Annotated in this window: 21 protein-coding genes and 3 tRNA genes; 19 read left to right on the top strand and 5 right to left on the bottom strand. The window is 52.3% G+C overall.

The genetic code is table 11. The features are described 5' to 3' along the window. Positions 1-75: 75 nt before the first annotated feature. From SOM40_RS14840 to sdiA, 12 genes are all read left to right on the top strand, one after another. Complete coding sequence (locus SOM40_RS14840; RefSeq protein ID WP_320530256.1) at positions 76-1,470, top strand: hypothetical protein; 1,395 nt, start codon at positions 76-78, stop codon at positions 1,468-1,470. Positions 1,471-1,512: 42 nt separating this feature from the next. After that, entirely contained in the window at positions 1,513-4,911 is a 3,399-nt protein-coding gene (locus SOM40_RS14835) for an O-linked N-acetylglucosamine transferase family protein (RefSeq protein WP_320530255.1), read from the top strand. Between the two features lie 15 nt (positions 4,912-4,926). Continuing rightward, positions 4,927-6,078: a DegT/DnrJ/EryC1/StrS family aminotransferase gene (locus SOM40_RS14830; RefSeq protein ID WP_320530254.1), complete on the top strand. Its 1,152-nt coding sequence runs from the start codon at positions 4,927-4,929 to the stop codon at positions 6,076-6,078. After that, on the top strand, positions 6,075-7,259 hold the full coding sequence (locus SOM40_RS14825; protein WP_320530253.1) for an ATP-grasp domain-containing protein: 1,185 nt from the start codon (positions 6,075-6,077) through the stop codon (positions 7,257-7,259). Before SOM40_RS14830 ends, SOM40_RS14825 begins: the two co-directional genes overlap by 4 nt. Then, positions 7,252-8,361: a Gfo/Idh/MocA family protein gene (locus tag SOM40_RS14820; protein WP_320530252.1), complete on the top strand. Its 1,110-nt coding sequence runs from the start codon at positions 7,252-7,254 to the stop codon at positions 8,359-8,361. Before SOM40_RS14825 ends, SOM40_RS14820 begins: the two co-directional genes overlap by 8 nt. A 222-nt stretch (positions 8,362-8,583) precedes the next feature. Beyond that, the gene (gene fliA, locus SOM40_RS14815; protein ID WP_032612078.1) at positions 8,584-9,303 is read left to right on the top strand and encodes an RNA polymerase sigma factor FliA; all 720 of its coding nucleotides are present in this window, start codon (positions 8,584-8,586) and stop codon (positions 9,301-9,303) included. A gap of 55 nt (positions 9,304-9,358) precedes the next feature. Beyond that, positions 9,359-9,910, top strand: coding sequence for a flagella biosynthesis regulatory protein FliZ (gene fliZ / locus SOM40_RS14810; protein ID WP_320530251.1), 552 nt, complete (start codon positions 9,359-9,361; stop codon positions 9,908-9,910). 88 nt (positions 9,911-9,998) lie between these two features. Next, positions 9,999-10,799 carry a cystine ABC transporter substrate-binding protein gene (gene tcyJ / locus SOM40_RS14805; RefSeq protein ID WP_106993396.1) on the top strand — a complete coding sequence of 267 codons (801 nt, stop codon included), beginning with the start codon at positions 9,999-10,001 and terminating at the stop codon, positions 10,797-10,799. A gap of 106 nt (positions 10,800-10,905) precedes the next feature. After that, the gene (gene dcyD, locus SOM40_RS14800) at positions 10,906-11,892 is read left to right on the top strand and encodes a D-cysteine desulfhydrase (protein ID WP_320530250.1); all 987 of its coding nucleotides are present in this window, start codon (positions 10,906-10,908) and stop codon (positions 11,890-11,892) included. A 21-nt stretch (positions 11,893-11,913) separates the two neighbouring features. After that, positions 11,914-12,582: a cystine ABC transporter permease gene (gene tcyL / locus SOM40_RS14795; RefSeq protein ID WP_106993394.1), complete on the top strand. Its 669-nt coding sequence runs from the start codon at positions 11,914-11,916 to the stop codon at positions 12,580-12,582. After that, positions 12,579-13,331: an L-cystine ABC transporter ATP-binding protein TcyN gene (gene tcyN, locus SOM40_RS14790; protein WP_106993393.1), complete on the top strand. Its 753-nt coding sequence runs from the start codon at positions 12,579-12,581 to the stop codon at positions 13,329-13,331. The genes tcyL and tcyN overlap by 4 nt, the downstream gene beginning before the upstream one ends. A 221-nt stretch (positions 13,332-13,552) precedes the next feature. Next, a complete protein-coding gene (gene sdiA / locus SOM40_RS14785; RefSeq protein ID WP_261644087.1) occupies positions 13,553-14,275 on the top strand; it encodes a quorum-sensing transcriptional regulator SdiA in 723 nt (240 codons plus the stop codon). 66 nt (positions 14,276-14,341) lie between these two features. Here sdiA and SOM40_RS14780 read toward each other — a convergent pair whose 3' ends face one another. Continuing rightward, a complete protein-coding gene (locus tag SOM40_RS14780) occupies positions 14,342-14,566 on the bottom strand; it encodes a DUF2594 family protein (protein WP_106993391.1) in 225 nt (74 codons plus the stop codon). Positions 14,567-15,037: 471 nt separating this feature from the next. On the opposite strand from SOM40_RS14780, the gene uvrY reads away from it, so the two are divergent. The 6 genes from uvrY to SOM40_RS14750 all read left to right on the top strand — a co-directional run bounded on the left by uvrY (position 15,038) and on the right by SOM40_RS14750 (position 18,580). Further along, a complete protein-coding gene (gene uvrY, locus SOM40_RS14775) occupies positions 15,038-15,694 on the top strand; it encodes a UvrY/SirA/GacA family response regulator transcription factor (protein ID WP_106993390.1) in 657 nt (218 codons plus the stop codon). Beyond that, entirely contained in the window at positions 15,691-17,523 is a 1,833-nt protein-coding gene (gene uvrC, locus SOM40_RS14770) for an excinuclease ABC subunit UvrC (protein WP_106993389.1), read from the top strand. The genes uvrY and uvrC overlap by 4 nt, the downstream gene beginning before the upstream one ends. A gap of 56 nt (positions 17,524-17,579) precedes the next feature. Beyond that, positions 17,580-18,128: a CDP-diacylglycerol--glycerol-3-phosphate 3-phosphatidyltransferase gene (gene pgsA, locus SOM40_RS14765; protein WP_106993388.1), complete on the top strand. Its 549-nt coding sequence runs from the start codon at positions 17,580-17,582 to the stop codon at positions 18,126-18,128. Between the two features lie 152 nt (positions 18,129-18,280). Further along, a tRNA-Gly gene (locus SOM40_RS14760) sits at positions 18,281-18,356 on the top strand. A gap of 51 nt (positions 18,357-18,407) precedes the next feature. Continuing rightward, positions 18,408-18,481 (top strand) — tRNA-Cys (locus SOM40_RS14755). A gap of 12 nt (positions 18,482-18,493) precedes the next feature. Next, a tRNA-Leu gene (locus tag SOM40_RS14750) sits at positions 18,494-18,580 on the top strand. Positions 18,581-18,715: 135 nt separating this feature from the next. Here SOM40_RS14750 and SOM40_RS14745 read toward each other — a convergent pair. Genes SOM40_RS14745 through SOM40_RS14730 form a run of 4 tightly spaced genes read right to left on the bottom strand, consistent with a single transcriptional unit; the run spans position 18,716 to position 23,173 of the window. Further along, complete coding sequence (locus SOM40_RS14745) at positions 18,716-19,681, bottom strand: ABC transporter permease (RefSeq protein ID WP_106993387.1); 966 nt, start codon at positions 19,679-19,681, stop codon at positions 18,716-18,718. Beyond that, positions 19,678-20,658 (bottom strand): ABC transporter permease, encoded by a 981-nt coding sequence (locus tag SOM40_RS14740; protein ID WP_320530249.1) that lies wholly within the window; start codon positions 20,656-20,658, stop codon positions 19,678-19,680. Before SOM40_RS14740 ends, SOM40_RS14745 begins: the two co-directional genes overlap by 4 nt. Continuing rightward, entirely contained in the window at positions 20,651-22,132 is a 1,482-nt protein-coding gene (locus SOM40_RS14735) for a sugar ABC transporter ATP-binding protein (RefSeq protein ID WP_320530248.1), read from the bottom strand. Before SOM40_RS14735 ends, SOM40_RS14740 begins: the two co-directional genes overlap by 8 nt. A gap of 57 nt (positions 22,133-22,189) precedes the next feature. Continuing rightward, positions 22,190-23,173 carry an autoinducer 2 ABC transporter substrate-binding protein gene (locus SOM40_RS14730; protein ID WP_106993384.1) on the bottom strand — a complete coding sequence of 328 codons (984 nt, stop codon included), beginning with the start codon at positions 23,171-23,173 and terminating at the stop codon, positions 22,190-22,192. A 683-nt stretch (positions 23,174-23,856) separates the two neighbouring features. Here SOM40_RS14730 and SOM40_RS14725 point away from each other — a divergent pair. Further along, positions 23,857-24,111: a lF-82 gene (locus SOM40_RS14725; RefSeq protein WP_320530247.1), complete on the top strand. Its 255-nt coding sequence runs from the start codon at positions 23,857-23,859 to the stop codon at positions 24,109-24,111. Positions 24,112-24,199: the final 88 nt, after the last annotated feature.

The raw sequence follows: 24,199 nt of genomic DNA, 5'->3' as shown, positions 1-24,199 counted from the left end.
CCTCATAGTGCAGTGCTACTCTGCGTAAAATCTCCTTTCAGGTCGTCTGACGACATTTACCGATGAGTTATTACGATGAGTGAATTTGCACGTAGCCGGGCAGTGCGTCAGTTTTACCGCAATCTTTTTACCAGGATGATTGAGCTGCCGGAAACAGATGTTATGCCTGCGCATATCGTGGCGGAGATCTTTAGTTTTAAAAGCACTAACCTTGCACGCCTGGAACCTCAAATCCGGGATGTGAAGACCGGGCTGGAGCCAGAAAAAGAGCAGGCCTTAAAGCACCTTCTGTGTGCGATCGTTCTTGCAAACCATGCGCTTGACGAGACGGAGTCAGAAGACCGTCAACAGCTGTCGCCAGAAACGGGTGCCCAAATTATCGATTACGTTGTCGCGGCATTAAAAGGCGATAATAACGTTAACTATCTTGTTGCCGCGATCCAGATCCTTTTCCGCGTTAATGAAATCTCGTCAGCACTTTTTTTAATCAACAACAATCTTTCGTTAGTCAGCAAGTCAGGGCCGGTGCTTAAAATTCTGTTGCTCATTTGTCTGATGGAGAATGACTTCAATCAGGCGATGGTCGTCATTCAAGCTCTGACCGAGGATGCCTCTCTCATTGGCGAGGATCCGATGGCGTTATTGATGATCACCTGCGGCATTTATATGCTCGGGGGGATACCAGATTCCTATATCGATTTCAGACCACTCAATAACAGCGAGTATGTAATTACGGACGCTGTTTACGAAGAGTGGGTCGAAAAAAAAGCAACTGCCAAAACGACGGTGCTGGTTGCCTGCGATAAGTTTGATTATTTCGAACATGCTGTGCCGCTGATTTACTCTGTCTATGAAACCAACCGTGTCGGACTTGATGTGCATCTGCATCTCTTCAACTGTGATGATGAAGTTAAGCAGAGCGTAATGTCGCTTTGTGAGCAACTGCCTGAACTCCATATCTCTGCCAGCCACGAAAAAATTGCGAGTAATGATGCCATGTCCATCAGCTATGCATCCCGACGCATCATTTTCCTGCGTCATGCATTGCTGACATTCGGTACGCCGATTATGGCTATCAACGCCAACGTATTGATGCGCCAACGCTGGGAAGCGTCAGAGACGCCGCTGATGTTATTACACAGTGAAACCTCACCATTCTGGGAAGCGGTTTTTGCTGGATTCATCTATGCAAAACCCGGTGGGGTCGCTCAACGATACTTCGATCGGGTTGCAAGTTTTATCGATGCCAACCTTGTTAGCGGTAACTATGTCCCAGGTCTGGAGCAGGTGGCACTCTTTGCAAGTCTGGACAAGCTCGCGGCGACGGATCAGCTGTTGATCTCCCGACCTGAACGTACCTCATTACTCGATAGCCAGTATGGACCTGATGTTTTCTGCTGGGTCGTCGAGAGTGCAGTAGGGCCTTATAAGGATGTAAAAGCGTCACTTATTCAAAAATATCAACGCTAAACCTTTACTGTGCCATTAGAACAACGACGATCTGGAATAAACGTGACGACTCTCTATCCGAGCTATCGGGTTACACCCGAGACTATTCATGCTGCCGCAGCACTTAATGATCTTGCGACACCACTTCCTGCCACCGCCCGAATTATGGAGGTTGGCTGTGGTACGGCATCCCGGCTCATTATGCATGCCTATGCCAATCCTGAGAGCATTGCTATCGGTATCGATGTGGATGAACAGGATATTCTGCAGGGGCAGCAGCATGCCGCAGGGCTTGGATGTGCTAACGTCGAATTGTTTGCTGCGGGATTAGGCGATCTCCTCGCGGCCGATCCCGGCGAGTTTGATTACATTATCATTCATCAGAAATTTTCATTTCTTGGAAAAGTCGAGCGGGAAGCATTGCTCGAATGGAGTAAGGCGCATTTATCTTCCAACGGCGTTATCACGATAAAGTGGTCAGTACTGCCGGGAGGCATGGCCCGCGTTTCGTTAGGTGAGGCGCTACGCTTTCATCTTGCGCGTGCAGAAGAGGGAAGCGATCCCCTTGCAACAGCCCGCGCCATGTTGAGTTTTATGCTAATTACGCTGGAAGACGGGGAGTTGAAGAACGAAGTCCTCGCCGCCGAGAGCATGGATGATACAACCCTGACACTGGCCTACCTATACGCGACCGACGGTGCCTGTAACATTGATGGATTCAGTTTACAGGCTGAAGCAATGGGTTTGCAGTTTCTTGGGGATCTGATGCCCCAGTACGAGTCAGGGAGTTATTACAACTCTGATATTGAGCAAATGCTCGCTGCCGTCAGCAATGGTGCCAGTCGATCCATGGCGCAACAGTATCTTGATTATGCTGTTCAGCGTCAGGAGCGTTTTACCCTTCTTTGCCACCAACATATCACCACGCCTTCGGTTACGCCGAACCTGAGCCAGTTAAAAAATCTGCACTGGGCTGGATGTTTTATACCGGTAGAGACCCATTCGGAAAAAGCATCTCATTTATTCAAAACCAGTAACGGCAAGCTAATCCGTACCGACAATGGCGAAATCATTCGCATCATGGAGCTGTTGGGCAGTGCATGGCCAATGTCGTTAAGCTTTAAACAGTTGGCATTTAACTGCAGTGCGCCTGAAAAACAAGATGATGCCCAGGAAAGTGTGTGGGAATCATTGAAGACGCTGTTTATGACCTGCGCTGAAGGGCTTTTCTGGAGTGCTTCACCGGGTATATATAATGCGGCGCAGAATGACACATTATTACCGGTGGGGTTATTACCCGCTGTACGTCCTGCTAACGATATCACCCTGATGAATCTGTGGGGCGAGTCAGTTCTGTTAACGCCTGAAGAGTGGGATTATATTCAGGACGAAATGCAGGCTATGGACCAGCCTGGCTGGGAACTTTTTTCTTCATTGAAAATGAAAGGACTACTCACTGGTTCGCCTGGCGCGTGGAAAAAACAGATGCAATGTTTTCTTCGTGCAGGCATGACCGATGTTTTAATATCTCAGCTATCTCTCCTGTTATTATTGAGTGTCGGCCAGGAACAAGGTGGAATGATAAATGATGACATTGCGGATTCCGTTTTAGTCGATCCGGATGTTGATGCTATTTATCATCACGTTAATGAGCTCATTAATAAAGGATGCTCCAGAGAAGCCAGAGAGTATGCACATGAGTTAATGGTACAGGATCCTGAAAACATCCATATACTGCGTTGTTACTCTCGTACTTGCGTTTTAACCTATGCATGGGATGACGGCTTAATCTCTCTCTGTAAATTGATGGGATATTATTTCTCCAGCCTGGATATTTATCATGATCTGGCAACGGTCCTGCAGCGAAAGCGAGAGTATTATGGGGCCCGAAATATTGCCCGCACATTGCTTCGCCTGAATCGTAAAAATATTGATTACTGGCTGAGTCTCGCTTCTCTTCATCATGCCTATGGTGATATGACCTTAGCCGAGAGTTGCTGTCGTCAAATCATGCGATTCCAGCATCCGACTGCCAGTTCTCTTGCGTGGACCGGGATTGTGCTAAGTGATAATCATAAAATGGCTGAAGCACGCTATTTCATGGAAAAGGCCGTTGAGATTAGTGATTTTAACTTTGGTCATTTTAGTAACTTGTTATTTATAATGAGTCACGATCCTGGTATTGAATCCGAAGCCCTGCTGGAAAAACATCTGGAATATGGTCGTCTTGCTGATAAGTGGGCAGAAGAGAGCGGGATAAAATTGGTGCTCGACAATGTCAAGGACCCGCATCGCAAGCTTCGACTGGGCTTTATCTCCGGAGACTTACGCAACCATCCCGTCGCTAATTTTCTGCTACCGTACTGGAATGCATTAGATCGTGAAAAATTTGATGTTGTATCTTACAGCACATTTTTAACGAACGATGCTGTTTCTCAGCATTTCAGAGAGACATCCACCCTATGGCGGCAGGTTGATGCGATTAGCGATATTGAACTCGCCAGGATGATTGTCGAAGACAGCGTTGATATTTTATTCGACTTGTCCGGGCATACTGCATATAACCGTCTGCCGGTTTTTGCTCTTCGCCCAGCGCCGGTCCAGTTTACCTGGATAGGTTATCCCGGCACGACCGGCATTAAACATATGGATTATATTTTACTGTCCACAAACCTTGCCCGCTCTCAAGTGCTTGCCAAACAACTTTCCGAAAAGGTGATATTTTTCGAAACCCGTAAGTGTTTTGAACCGCATCCACATTGCCCGGATGTTAATGCGCTGCCTGCGTTACGCAATGGCTTTATTACATTTGCAAGTTTTAATCGCACAAAAAAAATTAACGATCATGTTCTTGATGCATGGGCAACTATTTTACGGGGCTATCCCGAGGCCAAGTTGTTGCTAGGAAACATGACAGACGGGCAGATGATTGCGGCAACGAAACAACGTATGCAAAGCCGGGGAATTACGGAAGACAGATTACTTTTCAGGGGACTTGCCAAAATGGAAGAGTACCTCGCTTACCATCATGACATTGATATTTTACTGGATGCATTCCCCTATACCGGCGGAACAACAACACATCATGGTGCATGGATGGGCGTGCCGACAATAACGATAAATGGGCCGACAATCCCCAGCCTGCAGGGTGTTGATATTATGGGTTCATATGGGCTTGAACAATTTATTGCTGAAGATATCCAGGAGTATATCAGCAAGGCGATTGCGTGGCGGGATCATATTCCAGAACTCGCGGCAATTCGTCAGGGGATCCGTGCACGGATTCCGAGCGAAAATGAGCCCGATTTTAATATTTCCGAGAATTTTGAAAAGGTACTTCGTAAAGCATGGGAAATATATTGTCGTGGTGAAAAACCCCGTACGTTTATCGTTGCTGATGAGAACCCGGGAAATGAATTGGATAACACATCCAGCCGCTTGCGCGACGGATTAACGGTATAAACACTGAGGTGCGATATGAGTAAGATTTATGTGACGAGCCCGTTATTGCCACCGCTGGAAGAGTTTATTCCTTATCTGGAGCAGATTTGGCAGAACAAGCAACTGACCAACGGCGGCCCCTTTCACCAGCAGCTGGAACAGGCTTTAGCCGACTACCTTGGCGTGAAATATATCTCACTGTTTGCCAACGGCACGCTGGCGCTACTGACGGCCTTTCAGGCACTGCGTTTAACAGGGGAGGTGATCACAACGCCTTACTCTTTCGTCGCGACCTCTCATAGCCTGCTGTGGAACAAGCTGACGCCGGTTTTTGCGGATATTGATCCGCACACTTACAACATTGATCCTCGTAAGATCGAAGCGTTGATCACCCCGCAGACCACGGCAATCATGCCGGTACACTGCTATGGCGTGCCGTGCGAAATGGACAAAATTCAGCAAATTGCCGACATCTACGGCCTGAAGGTTATTTATGATGCAGCCCACTGCTTTGGGGTGAAAAAAGAGGGTATCAGCGTGCTGAATCACGGCGATCTCTCGGTACTGAGCTTCCATGCCACTAAGGTGTTCAATACCTTCGAGGGAGGAGCCATTGTCAGCCATGATGCCAAAACCAAACAGCGTATCGACTACCTTAAAAACTTTGGTTTTGCCGGGGAAACTCGTGTGGTTGCGCCGGGTATCAACGCCAAGATGAATGAAGTGGAAGCAGCGTTTGGCATGCTGCAACTTAACTATATTGATCAAGCCCTGGTTGAACGTAAAGCCATTGCCGATAACTATCGTCAACTGCTTGATGGCGTGGAGGGAATCACTCAAATCAGCGTTCCTGCTGATGTGACCTGGAACTATGCCTATTTCCCCATTCTGGTTGAACCAGAATTTGGCATTGACCGCGATGCGCTGTACGAAAGTATGAAGGACGAGGGCATCATGACCCGCCGCTACTTCTACCCACTTATCACATCATTTGCCATGTACAGCACGCTTCCCACAGCGTCGGAGACGAACCTTCCGGTGGCTAATGAGATCGCCGCTAAAGTGCTCTGTCTGCCGATCTATCCTGGCCTGAGCAGAGAAGATCAACAGCACGTGGTGGATGTGATCCGGCGAACCGCCTTTGCCGCCCGCTACGAGGTGGTTGAAGTTAGCGGGGTGGCAGTATGAGCTACCCGAAAACGGCGCTAATGCTTGATGCCGGTTTTGCGTCGTTACCCCTGCAATGGGCGGTAAAAACCGCCGGTTTCATGACGCTTGTGTGCAGCGGTAAAGCTCAGGACGCCGGGATGCAGACGGCAGATATAACCTGTAATCAGAACTACGCCGACAGCGAGGCGGTGTTGAAGATCGCCCAACAACATCAGGTTGCGGCACTGCTTCCTGGCGTGACCGATGTCTCCTACCTGAGTGGCTGTCGGGTTGCCCATTCCCTGGGATTGCCGGGCTTTGATGCCCCTGATGTCAGCGACACGATTTTCCTGAAAGATAGGTTCCGTGCCTGGGCGCTGAGCAAAGGCTTGCCTGTGCCGCAGGCAGCGTGGACCGCCGCGCAGGCACGACAATTAACCTTACCGTTACTGGTTAAGCCTGTTGATGCTTATAGCGGCAACGGCATCACTAAAGTGACCGACTGGGCAATGCTGGATGCGGCGATTGATACCGCGCGCAGCGCCTCGCCAGGCAAACAGTACGTGGTGGAAAACTTTTGCGAAGGTGCGCTCTACAGCCACTCTGCGTTTATTCGCAACGGAGCGATCGTCTGCGAGTTTTTTGTCGACGAATACTGCACGGTCTACCCCTGGCAGGTGAATAGTAGCAGCCTCAGCCAAAATTTGTCCTCCGGGATGCGTGATAGCGTCAGCGAATGCATGCAGAGCATCGTCAGCGATCTGCGTCTGGTCGATGGCCTGCTGCATACACAGTTTATTGCCAGTGAAGGCCAGTTCTGGCTTATCGAGTTAACCCGACGCTGTCCGGGCGATCTCTATTCACGCCTGATTGAATTGTCTACTGGCGTGAACTATGCCGACTGGTTTGTCGCGCCGTTCCTGGGTAAATCGACCCCGGCCGCTCCGCGCCGTCCGGCACAGACAAGAGCCATTGCGCGCCACACCATCTCTGTTGAACGTGCGATGCGGTTCACCGGTTTTGCTTTCAAATCCTTGCCTGCCGATCTTATTGAAGTGCTCCCCTTGACCACGCCGGGCACCCTGGTGGGGCCAGCGCCGGGTGACAGAGCGGGGCTCATTTTTGCAGAGTTCAGGGACGACGCGGCGTTGCGCCAGATGACGCCGCATCTTAAAGACTATTTTTTGCTCAATGCTTATGAAGGACTTTCGGATGTATAAGCCACTTTCTCTGGGGTTTATCGGTGGCGGCATCAATTCCGCCATCGGTCAGACACATAAAATCGCCAGTCAAATGGATGGGCATTTCAGATTAGTTGCCGGGTGTTTTAGCCGGGATCAGGAGATCAATCTCCAGACCGGGCAGCAGTGGGGCCTTGAGCCGGAGAAGATCTACCGCGACGCCATGGTATTGCTTGAAGAGTGCCACACCGAGCTCGATGCGCTGGTTATCCTGACCCCGACCCCTGCACACCGGGAAATTATTCTCGCCTGCCTGGAATATCGCTTGCCGGTGATCTGCGAAAAAGCGTTAGTAGGGACAGTGGAAGAGGCGCAGGAGATTGCTAACGAAGTGGAACGCCTGGCCGGGAAGCTTTTCGTAACCTACAACTACAGCGGCTATCCAATGATCCGCGAGCTGCGGGAGCGTCTGCTGAGCGGAGAACTGGGCAAGATCCAGCAGGTGATGGTAGAAATGCCTCAGGAAGGGTTTGCCCGGCTCAGGGCCGATGGCTCGGCCGCGACGCCGCAATCGTGGCGCTGTAGCGACGGTCCAATCCCGACGGTATCCCTCGATTTAGGGGTGCATGTTCACCATATGGTGGAGTTTCTGACTAACAAACAGGCGCTGGACGTCTATGCCGTGAACAGCACCTTCGCCCGTATTCCGGGCGTGGTGGATACCGTTCATATTGTGTCGCGATACACCGACGATCTGGTTTGTAACTACTGGTACGGCAAAGCGGCGATGGGCTACCGTAACGGGCTGCGCATTCGTGTCTATGGTTCAGAAGGTAGCGCCGAGTGGGTGCAGATGGATCCGGAAGTGCTGCGTATGAGCGACAGTGCTGGCCGCATCTCGCTGGTAGATCGGACCTCTGGTGAAAACCGTGTGGCTCACCATGAACGGTATTGCCGGTTCAAAGCCGGGCATCCGGCGGGCTTTATTGAGGCCTTTGCCAACTATTATGCCGATATTGCGACCAGCCTGCGGGGAGAAGCGTCGACGTATGCGGCAGGCGCTGATACAGCACTGCGTGGTCTGGACTTCCTGCAAAAGACGCAGCACAGCGCTCACTCGGCAAGCCGTGTAACCATTTAATATCTTGCCATTTGTTAAACATGCCGGTTGATCTTGTGCCAAAAACGGGCTTACCGGTGCGACAAATCGACATCAGAATGCCCACCCCTTAAGGATCCATCAGGATCCTTAAGGGGCAAAAATCCTAAATAAACCCCCATTTCCCCCCCTTTTCACACGATTAAAAACCCTCCAGAAACGGATAATCATGCCGATAACTCAACTAACGCAGGGCTGTTTATCGTGAATTCACTCTATACCGCTGAAGGTGTAATGGATAAACACTCGCTGTGGCAGCGTTATGTTCCGCTGGTGCGACATGAAGCATTGCGGCTTCAGGTGCGGCTACCGGCGAGTGTGGAACTGGACGATCTGCTACAAGCGGGCGGTATCGGGTTATTGAATGCAGTTGACCGGTACGACGCTCTGCAAGGAACGGCATTTACGACTTACGCAGTACAGCGTATTCGTGGTGCGATGCTGGACGAACTGCGCAGCCGGGATTGGGTGCCGCGCAGCGTCCGACGCAATGCACGCGAAGTAGCGCAAGCAATGGGGCAGCTGGAGCAAGAGCTCGGACGTAACGCGACGGAAACTGAAGTTTCGGAGCGTCTGGGGATCTCCACGGCTGACTATCGCCAGATGTTGCTCGATACCAATAATAGCCAACTCTTCTCTTATGATGAGTGGCGCGAAGAGCATGGCGATAGCATCGAACTGGTGACGGACGATCATCAGCAGGAAAACCCATTGCACCAGTTAATGGAAGGCAATGTACGCCAGCGCGTGATGGAAGCTATCGAAGCTTTACCGGAACGCGAGCAGCTGGTGCTGACCCTCTATTACCAGGAGGAGCTCAATCTCAAGGAGATTGGCGCTGTACTGGAAGTAGGGGAGTCGCGGGTTAGCCAGCTGCACAGCCAGGCCATTAAACGCTTACGTACCAAGCTGGGTAAGTTATAGGTGATCCTTATCACCCGTTAAGTGCCGCACAACGTATTGACAACCAGGAGTTATCATGACGGTGCAGCAATCTAAAAGACGGCCATTAAGCCGCTACCTGAAAGACTTTAAACACAGCCAGACGCATTGCGCCCATTGCCATAAGCTGCTCGATCGCATCACGCTGGTTCGTCGCGGCGAAATCGTCAATAAAATTGCGATTTCCCGCCTCGATACTTTGCTGGATGAAGCCGGATGGCTGGAAGAGCAGAAGGAGTGGGTGGCGTTATGTCGTTTTTGTGGCGATCTGCACTGCAAGGAGCAGAGCGACTTTTTCGATATCATCGGCTTTAAGCAATTCCTGTTTGAGCAAACAGAGATGAGCCATGGCACGGTGCGCGAATATGTCGTGCGTCTGCGTCGCCTGGGCCAGCATCTGACCACACAGCGTATCTCCCGTGACTTACTGACCAACGGCTATCTGGCTGAAAATCTGGAGCCATGGCTGCCTGCAACCAGCACCAACAACTACCGGATTGCGCTGCGCAAGTACGCGCAATTTAAAACGCAAATGCCGGTGTCGCCGAAGCAGAAAGTCCACCGCGAAACAACTTCTGATATATATTAAAAATGAATAACATGTAGCGGAGTCGTGTTTGACCTTGCGGCCGAACGCCCTACACTACACTCAAAATTCCAATGATATCGGGGTAAGTATGAAATTTGCACTTCTGGGTCGTCAGGCGCTGATGGGTGTAATGGCCGTTGCGCTGGTTGCCGGTATGAGCGTGAAAACGTTCGCGGCAGAAGGTCTGTTAAATAAAGTAAAAGAGCGCGGCACGCTGCTGGTTGGGCTGGAAGGCACCTATCCTCCGTTCAGCTATCAGGGTGACGACGGCAAACTGACCGGTTTTGAAGTGGAGTTTGCCGAAGAGCTGGCGAAACACCTCGGCGTGAAAGCGTCGCTGAAGCCGACCAAATGGGACGGCATGCTGGCCTCGCTGGACTCCAAACGTATTGATGTGGTGATTAACCAGGTCACCATCTCTGACGAACGTAAGAAAAAATATGACTTCTCTACCCCGTATACCGTCTCCGGTATCCAGGCGCTGGTGAAGAAAGGCAACGAAGGCTCGATTAAATCTGCCGCCGATCTGAAAGGCAAAAAAGTCGGTGTTGGTCTGGGGACCAACTACGAAGAGTGGCTGCGTCAGAACGTGCAGGGCGTCGATATTCGTACCTATGATGATGACCCGACCAAATACCAGGATCTGCGCGTAGGCCGTATCGATGCCATTCTGGTTGACCGTCTGGCGGCGCTGGATCTGGTGAAGAAAACCAAAGACACCCTGGCTGTGGCCGGTGATGCCTTCTCCCGTCAGGAAGCTGGCGTGGCGATCCGCAAAGACAACGACGATCTGGTGAAAGCGGTCGACGGGGCCATTGCTGAGATGCAGAAAGACGGCACCCTGAAGGCACTCTCCGAGAAATGGTTCGGGGCAGACGTCACAAAGTAAGCAGTTGAATGCAAAAAAAGGCGCTTATCAAAGCGCCTTTTTTATTTCCTCGCCAGCAACGTGCATAATAAAAAAGAGAGACTTAGACAGGGTTACGGAGGTTTTCATGTCATTACAGAATCTAACGCGTTTTCCGCGCCTCGAATTTATTGGCGCCCCGACGCCACTGGAGTATTTGCCGCGCTTATCGGACTACCTCGGGCGCGACATCCTCATCAAACGTGATGACGTGACGCCCATGGCGATGGGTGGCAATAAACTGCGCAAGCTGGAGTTCCTTGCGGCAGATGCCCTGCGCGAAGGGGCCGACACGCTGATTACCGCAGGAGCGATCCAGTCCAACCACGTGCGCCAGACCGCGGCCGTGGCGGCAAAGTTGGGCCTGCACTGCATCGCCTTGCTGGAAAACCCGATTGGCACCCAGGCAGAAAACTACCTCAGCAACGGCAACCGTCTGCTGCTGGACCTGTTCAATGTGCAGATAGAAATGTGTGATGCGCTGATCGACCCTGTGGCGCAGCTGCATGAGCTGGCCACCCGCGTCGAAGCTCAGGGCTTCCGTCCTTATGTGATCCCGGTGGGCGGCTCGAACGCGCTGGGTGCCCTGGGGTACGTTGAAAGCGCGCTGGAGATCGCCCAGCAGTGTGAAGGGGCGGCGGAGATCTCCTCGGTGGTGGTGGCCTCCGGCAGCGCCGGTACCCATGCCGGACTGGCGGTCGGGCTGGAGCAGTTAATGCCGGACGTCGAGCTGATTGGCGTTACCGTCTCGCGCAGCGTTGCCGAGCAAAAACCGAAGGTGGTCACCCTGCAACAGGCGGTGGCCGAACAACTGGAAGTGAGCGCCAGTGCCGATATCATCCTGTGGGATGACTACTTCGCGCCGGGCTACGGCACCCCAAATGAGGAAGGCACCGAGGCGGTGAAACTGCTGGCGCGTCTGGAAGGTATCCTGCTGGACCCGGTCTATACCGGGAAAGCGATGGCGGGCCTTATCGACGGCATCAGCCAGAAGCGCTTCAAAGATGAAGGGCCGATCCTGTTTATTCATACTGGCGGGGCACCGGCTCTCTTTGCCTACCATCCTCACGTCTAAATCACAGGCAGAAAAATCATAATGCAAGAAAGTATTCAACTGGTGATGGATTCGCTGCCTTACCTGCTGAAAGGTGCGGTGTTTACGCTGCAACTGAGTATTGGCGGCATGTTCTTTGGTCTGGTGCTGGGCTTTATCCTGGCCCTGATGCGCATGTCAACGCTGCTGCCGGTGCGCTGGCTGGCACGTTTTTATATCTCCGTGTTTCGCGGTACGCCGCTGATTGCCCAGCTGTTTATGATCTATTACGGCCTGCCGCAGTTTGGTATCGAGCTCGATCCGATCCCGGCGGCGATGATCGGCCTGTCGCTTAACACCGCGGCTTATACTTCGGAAACCCTGCGTGCGGCGATCTCCTCCATTGAAAAAGGGCAGTGGGAAGCCGCAGCCAGTATCGGTATGACCCCGTGGCAAACCCTGCGCCGGGCCATTCTGCCCCAGGCCGCACGGGTAGCCCTGCCGCCGCTGAGCAACAGCTTTATCAGCCTGGTGAAAGACACCTCGCTGGCAGCCACCATTCAGGTACCGGAGCTGTTCCGCCAGGCGCAGCTGATTACCTCGCGTACGCTGGAGGTCTTCACCATGTATCTGGCCGCCTCGCTGATCTACTGGGTGATGGCGACGGTGCTGTCGGCGCTGCAGAACTATTTTGAAAACCAGCTTAATCGCCAGGAGCGTGATCCGAAATGAGTGCTATCGACGTTAAAAACCTGGTGAAGAAGTTTCATGGCCAGACGGTGCTGCACGGCATCGACCTGGAAGTGCAGGAGGGCGAAGTGGTGGCCATCATCGGGCCGAGCGGTTCCGGTAAAACCACGCTGCTGCGCAGTATTAACCTGCTGGAACATCCGGAAGGCGGAACTATCCGCGTGGGTGAGATCACCATTGATACCGGCAAGTCCCTGAGCCAGCAAAAGAGTTTGATTCGCCGTCTGCGTCAGCATGTCGGCTTTGTCTTCCAGAGCTTTAATCTGTTTCCCCATCGCACGGTGCTGGAAAACATCATTGAAGGGCCGGTGATCGTTAAAGGCGAACCGAAAGATGAAGCCACTGCCCGCGCTCGTGAACTGCTGGCGAAGGTGGGGCTTTCCGGCAAGGAGACCAGCTATCCGCGTCGTCTCTCCGGCGGGCAGCAGCAGCGAGTGGCCATTGCCCGTGCGCTGGCGATGCGTCCTGACGTTATTCTGTTTGATGAGCCGACGTCGGCGCTGGATCCGGAGCTGGTGGGGGAGGTGCTGAACACCATTCGTCAGCTGGCGCAGGAAAAACGCACCCTGGTGATTGTCACCCATGAGATGAGCTTTGCCCGCGATGTGGCGGACCGGGCTATTTTTATGGATCAGGGTCGCATTGTGGAGCAGGGTCCGGCAAAATCACTCTTTGCCGACCCTCAGCAGCCCCGTACCCGGCAATTCCTCGAAAAATTCCTGATGCAATAGCATATTTGTTCTTAATTGCTCCGGAAATATTCACCGGAGCAATATATTCACCCCGTATATGAATGCTCCCCTGATTTTATCCGGTTATTACCGCCCTAAGTACATAAAATGTGTAGATAATTATCCTTGAGACGATATTTTATACATATAAATAAGATTTATGTGTTAGTTTAAGAATCCATAATAATGATTATCTTTTACAGGGGCTTAATTCAGTCAGTATGAAGGATTTAGATTTTTTCACATGGCGGCGGGACTGCTTCCTACGTTTTCAGGAGATGACTTCTGCCGACGAGGTATATCCCGAACTTCAACGACAAACACAGAACCTGGGCTATGATTTCTTCTCCCTCTGCGTTCGTCATCCGGTGCCTTTCACGCGGCCTAAAGTCTCGGTACATTCCACCTATCCGCAACAGTGGATGGCCCAGTATCAGGCAGAAAATTATTTCGTCATCGATCCGGTGCTCAAACCTGAGAATTTCGTTCACGGGCATTTACCCTGGAATGATGCGTTATTCGCTGAAGCGCAACCCTTATGGGACGGTGCACGCGACCACGGGCTACGTAAAGGGATCACGCAATGCCTGATGCTACCTAATCATGCGATGGGCTTCCTTTCGGTCTCCAGCACCAGTCTGCCAGTGAATATCCTGGCGAATGAAGTGGTTGAATTACGTCTGCAAATTCTGGTGCAACTGGCGTTGACCACGCTGCTACGGCTGCAACATGAAATGGTGATGCCACCTGAGATGAAATTCAGCAAGCGCGAGAAAGAGATTCTCAAATGGACAGCGGAAGGGAAGACCTCGGCAGAAATAGCGATCATTCTTTCTATTTCTGAAAATACGGTTAACTTCCATCAGAAAAATATGCAGAAGAAATTCAATGCGCCGAACAAGACGCAGATTGCATGCTATGCGGCAGCGACGGGGATTATCTGACTACACTTCTGTTCTGCGTGGCAGGCGAGTAAACGGCTGAATGCACTGCGTTCAGCCGTTTTTGTTTTATTGACGGTAAGCTTGTTTGATCTGCTTAACGGTGCCGGAAAATACCGCGGCCTGAGCCTGATCTTCCATCTCAGCAATCTGGCGTTCCATCTTAATGATCACACGGCCAGCGTCCGCCTGGCCCATCGCCTGCAGCATCAGAGTCAGCAGGGATTTCAGGCAGGAGACTTCCTGTGCCAGTTCTTGATTATTCTCCGCAGTGGCGAAATCAGGTGTGCTCATTTATTTTCCTCATGATAAAAACAGCGCTTTTGCGCATAGATCAAAGTTAAGGCGGCGGAGTATATCACAAGCCGTCAGGAAAAACGCAGTGCTTGTTTTTTGTACTTTTTCGCGTTTAGTTTATTCAATTGAACAAACATTAACTCTGATTTTTCTAAGACTTTAGTGTGGGTTAATTGTTTGGAGAAGGTAGGCAAGAGGTTAATTATTGTTACAAATTTAAAAGGTGTATTTTAACAGCATTATATGCGCATTAAACTTTGTAAGTTTTTGAAAACATCCGCCTGAAAAAAGAGACCGAAGCCGCATTGCACAAGGCTTTAGTTTCCAGTTGATGTACAAGTTAATTTCCAAAAAAGGGAGCAATATCGGCGATATGCATTTTTTAACGTTTTCAGTTTCGGATAAAAACCGTTAATATATGCCGAATTAACTGTCTGTAGCCGTTATCCCTATTCTGGAGAATTTCCTTTGATCAACGTCCTTCTTGTTGATGACCACGAACTGGTGCGCGCAGGGATACGACGCATTCTTGAAGATATTAAAGGTATTAAAGTGGCTGGTGAGGCCTGCTGCGGTGAAGACGCCGTGAAATGGTGCCGGTCAAATACCGCGGATGTTGTCCTGATGGACATGAACATGCCTGGGATTGGCGGCCTGGAAGCGACGCGTAAAATCGCGCGTACCTGGGTTGATACCAAAGTCATCATGCTGACGGTTCATACTGAAAATCCCCTTCCTGCAAAAGTAATGCAGGCGGGCGCAGCCGGTTATTTAAGCAAAGGCGCTGCCCCTCAGGAGATGGTTAATGCGATCCGCTCCGTGTTTTCCGGGCAACGCTATATCGCATCCGATATTGCGCAGCAGATGGCCCTCAGCCAGATTGAGCCAGAAAAGACCGAATCACCCTTTGCAAGTTTGTCTGAGCGCGAATTGCAGATTATGCTGATGATTACCAAAGGCCAAAAGGTGAATGAGATCTCCGAGCAGCTTAATCTCAGCCCGAAAACGGTGAATAGCTACCGCTATCGTATGTTCAGTAAACTGAACATCCATGGCGATGTTGAACTCACTCACCTGGCCATCCGTCATGGTCTGTGCAATGCCGAGACCCTAATTAGTCAGTGAGTGATGTGTTTGAATCCAGTGCTTTCCTGAAAACCGTTACCAGCCAGCCAGGCGTCTACCGGATGTATGACGCCGGCGGGACGGTTATCTACGTCGGAAAAGCGAAAGATCTCAAAAAGCGACTTTCCAGCTATTTCCGCAGCAATCTTGCTTCCCGCAAAACAGAGGCGCTGGTCGCCCAGATCCAGCAGATCGATGTCACTGTGACCCACACAGAGACCGAAGCGCTGTTGCTGGAACATAACTACATCAAGCTCTATCAGCCGCGTTACAACGTGCTGCTGCGCGATGACAAATCCTATCCGTTTATTTTTCTCAGCAGCGATACTCATCCGCGTCTGGCGACCCATCGTGGCGCCAAACATGCGAAAGGCGAGTACTTCGGCCCATTCCCTAACGGTTATGCCGTACGGGAGACCCTGGCCCTGCTGCAAAAGATTTTCCCGATTCGCCAGTGCGAAAACAGCGTCTATCGCAACCGCTCCCGCCCCTGTCTGCAGTATCAGATTGGTCGCTGCCTCGGGCCCTGCGTGGAAGGGCTGGTCAGCGAAGAGGAGTATGCGCAGCAGGTGGACTATGTGCGCCTGTTCCTCGCCGGGAAAGACGATCAGGTCCTGACCCAATTGATTGCTCGTATGGAGAAGGCCAGCCAGGCGCTGAACTTTGAAGAAGCGGCGCGGATCCGCGATCAGATTCAGGCCGTACGTCGGGTCACGGAAAAGCAGTTTGTCTCCAATAATGGTGATGACCTGGACGTGATTGGCGTGTCGTTTGATGCGGGCATGGCCTGCGTCCATGTGCTCTTTATCCGTCAGGGCAAGGTGCTGGGCAGCCGCAGCTACTTCCCGAAAGTGCCGGGCGGCACCGAGCTGGGCGAAGTGGTGGAAACCTTTGTCGGCCAGTTCTATCTTCAGGGTAGCCAGATGCGCACTCTGCCGTCGGAAATTTTGCTCGATTTTAATCTGAGCGATAAGACGCTGCTGGCCGATTCGCTGTCGGAACTGGCGGGGCGTAAAGTGAACGTCCAGACCAAACCGCGCGGCGATCGTGCCCGCTACCTGAAGCTGGCGCGCACCAATGCGGCGACGGCCCTGAGCACCAAACTGTCGCAGCAGTCGACCATTCATCAGCGTCTTGCCGCGCTGGCGACGACGCTGCAGCTGCCGGAAGTGAAACGGATGGAGTGTTTCGATATCAGCCACACGATGGGGGAGCAGACCGTGGCCTCCTGCGTGGTGTTCGATGCCAACGGGCCGGTGCGTGCGGAATATCGCCGCTACAATATCACCGGCATTACCCCTGGCGATGACTATGCCGCCATGAACCAGGTATTACGCCGTCGCTACGGTAAAGCCATCGAAGAGAGCAAGATCCCGGACGTCATCATCATAGACGGGGGGAAAGGGCAGCTCGGCCAGGCTAAATCGGTATTCGCCGAACTGGACGTTCCCTGGGATAAGCATCATCCGCTGTTACTGGGCGTGGCAAAAGGTACCGACCGTAAAGCCGGGCTGGAAACCCTGTTCCTGGAGCCGGAAGGGGAGGGCTTTAGCCTGCCGCCGGATGCACCCGCGCTGCATGTTATCCAGCATATTCGCGATGAGTCGCACGATCACGCGATTGGCGGCCACCGTAAAAAACGCGCGAAAGTGAAAAACACCAGTACGCTGGAAACGATCGAAGGGGTCGGGCCAAAGCGTCGCCAGATGCTGCTGAAATACATGGGCGGTTTGCAAGGATTACTCAACGCCAGCGTGGAGGAAATCGCAAAAGTGCCGGGTATTTCGCAAGGGCTGGCAGAAAAGATCTACTACTCGTTGAAACATTGAGGGCTCTGTAGCAACATAGGGCTAATAATTACTGACAACAAACAGTTACCGTCACTATGCGATTAAACATCCCTACGTTGTTAACGCTTTTCCGCGTCGTCCTTATCCCATTCTTTGTGCTGGCGTTTTATCTGCCCTTCGTCTGGGCACCTTTCGCCTGTGCATTGATCTTTTTCATTGCGGCAGTCACCGACTGGTTTGATGGCTATCTGGCGCGTCGCTGGAACCAGAGCACCCGTTTCGGCGCCTTCCTCGACCCGGTCGCGGACAAGGTGATGGTCGCCATCGCCATGGTGCTGGTGGTGGAGCATTACCACACCTGGTGGGTGACGCTGCCTGCCGCGACCATGATCGCCCGTGAGATTATTATCTCGGCCCTGCGTGAGTGGATGGCCGAACTGGGTAAACGCAGCAGTGTGGCGGTTTCCTGGGTAGGGAAGGTGAAAACCACTTCCCAAATGGCCGCGCTGGTGTGGATGCTGTGGCGTCCAAACGAGTGGGTAGAGTGGGCCGGCATCGCTCTGTTTATGGTATCAGCTGTGCTGACGCTGTGGTCAATGCTGCAATATTTGAACGCTGCACGTGGCGATTTGCTTGATCAGTGATCGTTTCGACGTAATTTTCAGCAAACGATTCAGAGTAGCGAAAAATAACGTTGACTCAAAACGTCAGGTAAGTAGAATGCAACGCATCGAACGACGGCACGGTTCGTTAGTCGATAACAAAATCAAGTGATTAGTATAATGACTTGATGATTGCGGGAATAGCTCAGTTGGTAGAGCACGACCTTGCCAAGGTCGGGGTCGCGAGTTCGAGTCTCGTTTCCCGCTCCAAATTTAAGACAGTCGCATTAGCGGGTGTCAGTCGTAAGACAAAAGATTTAAGGCGCGTTAGCAAAGCGGTTATGTAGCGGATTGCAAATCCGTCTAGTCCGGTTCGACTCCGGAACGCGCCTCCACTTTCTTCCCGAGGCCGGATGGTGGAATCGGTAGACACAAGGGATTTAAAATCCCTCGGCGTTCGCGCTGTGTGGGTTCAAGTCCCACTCCGGCTACCATGGGAAAAAGAAGAATAATCAAAGCAATAAGCAGTGTCGTGAAACCACCGAAAGGTGGTTTTTTTGTGCCTGAAATCTGCATTTCTCACTTTATGTCGTGATTATTGACCGCCTTCCGACGCTCTCCGCTGATCATCAGGATCTGCTGAACAGGTGCGAGAGGTTAGCCCCTTTCAGGAAAATAAACGCCAGCAGCAGGCCGCCCCACAGGGCCATGGTGATATAGCTGCTCACCCCGAGAATGTTCAGCCCGCTCTCCAGCATCTGCAGCAGGATCAGCGCCATCACCATGCCAAAGACTTTGCCAAAGCCGCCGTCAGGATTTACCCCGCCCAGCACCGCCGCCAGAATCGACACCAGCAGATAAGACTCACCATAAGAAGCTTTGGCCGAGTTCAGCTTGGACATCATCAGCAGGGCAGCAATCACGCACAGTACCGATGAAAGTATATAAACCCAGATAAGGGTTTTACGGGTATTGATCCCGGAGTAGTGGGTCGCCTGTTCATTGGAGCCAATCAGGTAAAGGGTGCGCCCGAAGGCGGATTTTTCGAGGATCACCCACAGCACCGCCACCACCGCCAGAAACACCAGTAGGGGTAGCGGAATGCCAAGGACGTTGGTGCTGTTGATGACCAGCACGTAATCCGGGAAGTTCGAGATAGACGAGCCTTTGGAGATCAGAATATTGATCCCCTTCAGCAGGGTCATTATCCCGAGCGTGGCTAAAATCGGCGAAACCCGCACCACGGCAATTAAAAATCCAATCACCGAACCTATCACTATCGCCATGGCTAATCCGGCAGCCAGTACCAGCAGCATGCTGCTGAGGGTTGGGGGATAGTGCGTGGCGACCCAGGCCATTACCAGCCCGCAGGCATTCATGGTGGCAATGATAGAAAGGTTTATCCCCCCGGTAAGAATGGTCACCGCCATGGCTAACGCCAGCACACCGAGGATCGGCATTTGCGAGGCGATGGACTGGAAGTTAGCTGAAGACCAGAAGACAGAGGGGATGAGGAAGCTAAAGGCGATCACCACGATGGCGATTAACAGACTGAGGTAAATCTCAACGCGATCCTGGGTTTTTCTGGCGCTCATGCTAATGCTCCCTGACCTTTGCGCTGACTCCAGGCCGTCATGCTGATGCTGGTGACAATCACCACACCGGTAACGACCGTATGCCAGTAAGAGGAGATCCCTAAAAGATTGAGACCGTTTTGGATCACGGCCAGTAAAATGACCCCCAGCAGGGTGCCGAGTAAGGTGCCGCGCCCGCCGACGATGCTGGTTCCGCCTAACACGACCGCCGCGAGCACCGTCAGCTCATAGCCGAGCAGGGAGTCGGGGGCGACGGTTAATACGGTTGCGGATTGCACCACACCAGCGACGCCGGACATCAGGCCCATATAGCCGTAGACAAACAGCTGCATTTTAAAGATGCCGAATCCCATCCGCGAGGCTGCTTCACGGTTGCCACCCATGGCGTAAATCATCCGGCCGATGCTGGTTTTATTCATGATAAAACCGGTTAACGCCACCACTACCAGCAGGGTGAGGATCGGCAGGCTCAAGCCATAGTCGTAGCCATCGGCGGCGGTGAATTTAAACAGCATCACCCCCTGTTCAAACCACTCCGGATAGCTGTAGAGCCACACCCCTTTGGTCAGGTACAGCAGCAGGCCGTAAAAAATATTCAGGGTGGAAATGGTAATGATGATCGAGGGCACCTTAAGCCGGTTAACCAGCGTGGCGTTGACCAGGCCGAGGAGTAAACCCAGCCCGCCGGACAGCGCAAACGCGAGGGCAAAGTTGCCGCTGGTGCCCTGAATCAGGGTGACCATCACGTACTGGGAGATGATGGTCATCGCCGGGAAGGAGATATCGATCCCGCCGGAGATCAGGACGATGAACAGACCGCAGGCCAGGATGGTTAACATGGCGTAGTTGTTGATCAGGTCGTAGATATTGCCCAGCGTCATAAAGTCGGCGCTGGCAAACGACAGATAGCCGCCAATCACGATAATGGTCAGGCCGAGGAACAGCTCGTGGGTTTTCACCCCAATTTTATTAACCATTGACGACCTCTGCCAGCGCGGCCTCGGTGGTTTTTTCCGGGAGGATTTCCGCGACGATCGCCCCCTTGCGCATGACTAAAATCCGATGGCTGTTAAAGTACGCCTCGTCGATCTCATCGGTGATCATCAGCACTGCGATCCCCTTGCGCGACAGGGCGGAGATGATCTGGTAGATCCCCGCTTTATTGGCAATGTCGACCCCGACGGTGGGGGAGTCGAGGATCAGCACTTTGGGGTTGATGGCCAGCCATTTGGCAATTGCCACGCGCTGGGCGTTGCCGCCGGAGAGGGTATTCACCGGCAGGTTCACGCTGCCAATCTTAATGCTCAGTTGCTCGATAAGATCCGTGACGATGCGGTCCGATTTCGATCTGTCCAGCAGGCGGAAGGGGGTTTTCAGCCGCTGCAGCACGGTCGAGATAATATTGTCGTTAATCGACTGATCCATCACCAGACCGGTGCTCATCCGATCTTCAGAGACGTAGCCTATTCCGGCTTTCACCGCATCCCGGTTGCTGGCGAACTGCACCGTTTTACCCTCCAGCACTATTTCGCCGGAATCCGGCTTTGTCAGCCCGAACAGGCTCAGGCACAGCTCCGTGCGCCCGGCGCCCAGCAGCCCGGTGATGGCCAGGATCTCACCCTGATGGATCCGGAAAGAGATGTCTTGATACTGCTGATGTTTCGTCAGGTTTTTTACCGTCAGCGCCACCTCGCCAATCTTCTCAATCGGCGGCAGGACCGCATAAGAGAACTCCTTCCCGGTCATCAGGAAGGCGAGTTTTTTATTATTGATATCGCTGGCGGGATAAGTGCCGACCAGATTGCCATTTTTCAGCACGGTGATACGGTCAGAGATCTCCAGCACCTCATCCAGCCGGTGGCTGACAAACACCACGCAGATATCTCTTTTCTTGAGATCGCCGATCACCCGCAACAGCCCCTTCACCTCCTGCATGGTCAGCGAGGCGGTGGGCTCATCCATAATGATCAACCTGGCTTCCTGGGCCAGCGCCCGACAGATGGCGACGATCTGACGTTGGGCGATGGGCAGAGAGTCGACGTTGGCATCCAGATCCAGTCTGGCATCGATGCTCTTCATCGTCAGCTCGGCGATGCGGCGGATTTCCCGCTTGTTGACCAGCAGATTGTGGTGGTGCTGGTGGATACCGATGTTTTCCGCAACGGTTAAATTGGGGAATAAAGAGAGATCCTGATAGATAACCTGAATCCCGGCTCTAACGGAGTCGATGGGCGAAAGATGGGTGTAAGGTTTGCCGGCAATGGCGATCTCAAATCCGGGATCGGGTTTGTAGACGCCGGAGATAATTTTAATCAGCGTCGATTTGCCGCAGCCGTTCTGCCCGGCCAGACAGTGAACTTCTCCCGGAAACAGCGTCAGGTTGATGTTATCCAGCGCTTTCACACCGTAGAAGGTCTTGCTGATCTTACCCAGTGAAATAAAGGGCTCCATGTCTACCTCTCAGGGGCGCATGCCGCACGCCCTGTCAGGGCGTGCGGGTTCAACGGATCAATACAGGCTATCGATATTCTCTTTGGTGACGCGCAGGACTTTGTGGAATTTGATGATGCGTTTTTCGCTATCCACATCAGCTTTACCGAGGTTAGGGATCTCCAGGCCCTGGGTGATCTCTTCGCCTTTCAGCACCTTGTCGGCAATGGCGGTGATGGCATAACCCGCAGAAGCCGGATCGTAGGTGATGCCCATGGCAATATCACCGCTTTTGATCAGCGAAGCGGCCTGGGATGGGATCATCATGCCGTAGACAAACACTTTGCCTTTCGCCCGTTTCTCTTTCACCGCGCGGCCTGCACCGATCGGGCCCTGAGAGCCAAATGAGACAATCCCTTTCATGTCAGGATGGGCTTTCATCAGATCGATGGTGGTACGGCGGGCGTCGTCGATATTCTCGGCCACCGGCATCCGGTTGGTGACTTCGTGCATATCCGGGTAGTGCTCTTTCTGGTATTTCACGAACAAATCCGCCCACAGGTTATGCTGCGGCACGGTCAGGCTGCCGACATAAATGACATAACCGCCTTTGCCGCCCATGGCTTTCGCCATCTCTTCCACGTTGTCGGCGGCAAATTTCTGGTTATCAATAATTTCCACATCCCAGTTAGCGCTGGGCTGCCCCGGGGATTCGTTGGTTAATACTACGATGCCCGCCTCACGCGCCTTTTTGAATACCGGCTCGAGAACATCGGCGTCATTGGGGACAATGCCGATGGCGGAGACTTTTTTAGCGATTAAATCCTCAATGATTTTGACCTGCTGCGGGGCATCGGTGCTGGACGGTCCCACCTGAGACGCTTTTATTCCGAGATCGCTGCCCGCTTTCGTTACGCCTTCCCCCATGCGATTAAACCAGGGCATCCCATCTATCTTGGAAATATTGACCACTTCAATTTCTTTCGCCATTGCAGAGGTCGAGAAAACCATCAACCCGAGCAAGCTCGCAGACAATAATTTTGTTAAGCACATTTTACTCATCTCATACCTCTGTAGGGTGGTAAAAAAAGTAAAGTAAAAATCTGGAAGTGTTGTTTGAGATAGCGGTGTTCATTTTTAATATTAGGCGAAATCACATGCAGCATCCCCATTAATTTAATGGGGAATAGCGTGCCAAATCTTATCCTTAAAGAATAAACAGTAAGGTTTTAAATTTATAATGTTATGGAGCCACCGGCTTATAGCATGGACTATTATGCCAATACTCTGTTTTGAGATTGTTATCACAAATATCCGTTGCTGAATTAAATAAATGGCACAGACGATCCCCTCGCCCCTGCGGGGAGAGGGTGAGGGAACGCAGGCCGCAGACTATTTACCCACTTTTGCCCACCAGCCCTACAATGTGACACGGCCGTGAAATGTGTCGGGTGCCAGCAGCTGTGAGAACAGCTAAGCAGGACGTTGCAGTATGCGCTGGTGGCTGATAACACCGCGCCAAGGATGGCGCCTCCCGCCGTCTGATGATGCCGTATGACGGGTGTGAGATAAAAACCATCACGCATAAGCACTTTGGCCCGGATCTGGTGAAAGTCTTCGCGGTAAAAATCAGTCTCTGACCATCTAGCCCACACCAGCGGGCTTTTTATGCGCCGCTTCGGTTGACGGGCCGCCTTCAGCAAAATTCTGTATACGTATACAGTATTAATTTTAAGGGGGGGATTATGGGCAAAGACGGCAACTACAACATCATCTATCGCGGTGAACAACGAGACTACATTGCGCTGGGCAGGCGGATATTCGTTCAGCGCGCTAAAGAGGTGGACGGTGGTTTCTGGCTTGCCGGATGTGGCCAGATTATTTTTGAGCTTGGCCTGGAGCAACCGAAGTCGCTAACAAACGGACTGGCGTTCCTGAACGCTGCCGGTAGGGTTGCAGCCCTTCCTGATTGGGATGACGATTTTAAGCTGGAGGGATAAATGACCTTCCCGTCCCCCGCGACCGACTATGTAGGGGTCGGTTTGGGAAACGGGAATTATTGTATGTCAGGAGCGCTTTTTAACCTAT

Origin of the sequence: Leclercia sp. CFBP8987 (genome assembly GCF_034044995.2) — a bacterium.
Classification (GTDB): domain Bacteria; phylum Pseudomonadota; class Gammaproteobacteria; order Enterobacterales; family Enterobacteriaceae; genus Enterobacter; species Enterobacter tamurae.
Note: the sequence above shows the minus strand (reverse complement) of the source record. Positions and strands in the feature narration are given on the sequence as shown.

Coding starts and splice junctions, on each gene's coding strand:
- SOM40_RS14780 (WP_106993391.1), bottom strand. CDS start 14,566: ATGAGCACACCTGATTTCGCCACTGCGGAGAATAATCAAGAACTGGCA.
- dcyD (WP_320530250.1), top strand. CDS start 10,906: ATGTCATTACAGAATCTAACGCGTTTTCCGCGCCTCGAATTTATTGGC.
- SOM40_RS14735 (WP_320530248.1), bottom strand. CDS start 22,132: ATGGAGCCCTTTATTTCACTGGGTAAGATCAGCAAGACCTTCTACGGT.
- SOM40_RS14825 (WP_320530253.1), top strand. CDS start 6,075: ATGAGCTACCCGAAAACGGCGCTAATGCTTGATGCCGGTTTTGCGTCG.
- SOM40_RS14745 (WP_106993387.1), bottom strand. CDS start 19,681: ATGAGCGCCAGAAAAACCCAGGATCGCGTTGAGATTTACCTCAGTCTG.
- sdiA (WP_261644087.1), top strand. CDS start 13,553: ATGAAGGATTTAGATTTTTTCACATGGCGGCGGGACTGCTTCCTACGT.
- tcyL (WP_106993394.1), top strand. CDS start 11,914: ATGCAAGAAAGTATTCAACTGGTGATGGATTCGCTGCCTTACCTGCTG.
- SOM40_RS14725 (WP_320530247.1), top strand. CDS start 23,857: ATGGGCAAAGACGGCAACTACAACATCATCTATCGCGGTGAACAACGA.
- SOM40_RS14820 (WP_320530252.1), top strand. CDS start 7,252: ATGTATAAGCCACTTTCTCTGGGGTTTATCGGTGGCGGCATCAATTCC.
- fliZ (WP_320530251.1), top strand. CDS start 9,359: ATGACGGTGCAGCAATCTAAAAGACGGCCATTAAGCCGCTACCTGAAA.
- SOM40_RS14840 (WP_320530256.1), top strand. CDS start 76: ATGAGTGAATTTGCACGTAGCCGGGCAGTGCGTCAGTTTTACCGCAAT.
- SOM40_RS14730 (WP_106993384.1), bottom strand. CDS start 23,173: ATGAGTAAAATGTGCTTAACAAAATTATTGTCTGCGAGCTTGCTCGGG.
- SOM40_RS14740 (WP_320530249.1), bottom strand. CDS start 20,658: ATGGTTAATAAAATTGGGGTGAAAACCCACGAGCTGTTCCTCGGCCTG.
- tcyJ (WP_106993396.1), top strand. CDS start 9,999: ATGAAATTTGCACTTCTGGGTCGTCAGGCGCTGATGGGTGTAATGGCC.
- tcyN (WP_106993393.1), top strand. CDS start 12,579: ATGAGTGCTATCGACGTTAAAAACCTGGTGAAGAAGTTTCATGGCCAG.
- SOM40_RS14830 (WP_320530254.1), top strand. CDS start 4,927: ATGAGTAAGATTTATGTGACGAGCCCGTTATTGCCACCGCTGGAAGAG.
- pgsA (WP_106993388.1), top strand. CDS start 17,580: ATGCGATTAAACATCCCTACGTTGTTAACGCTTTTCCGCGTCGTCCTT.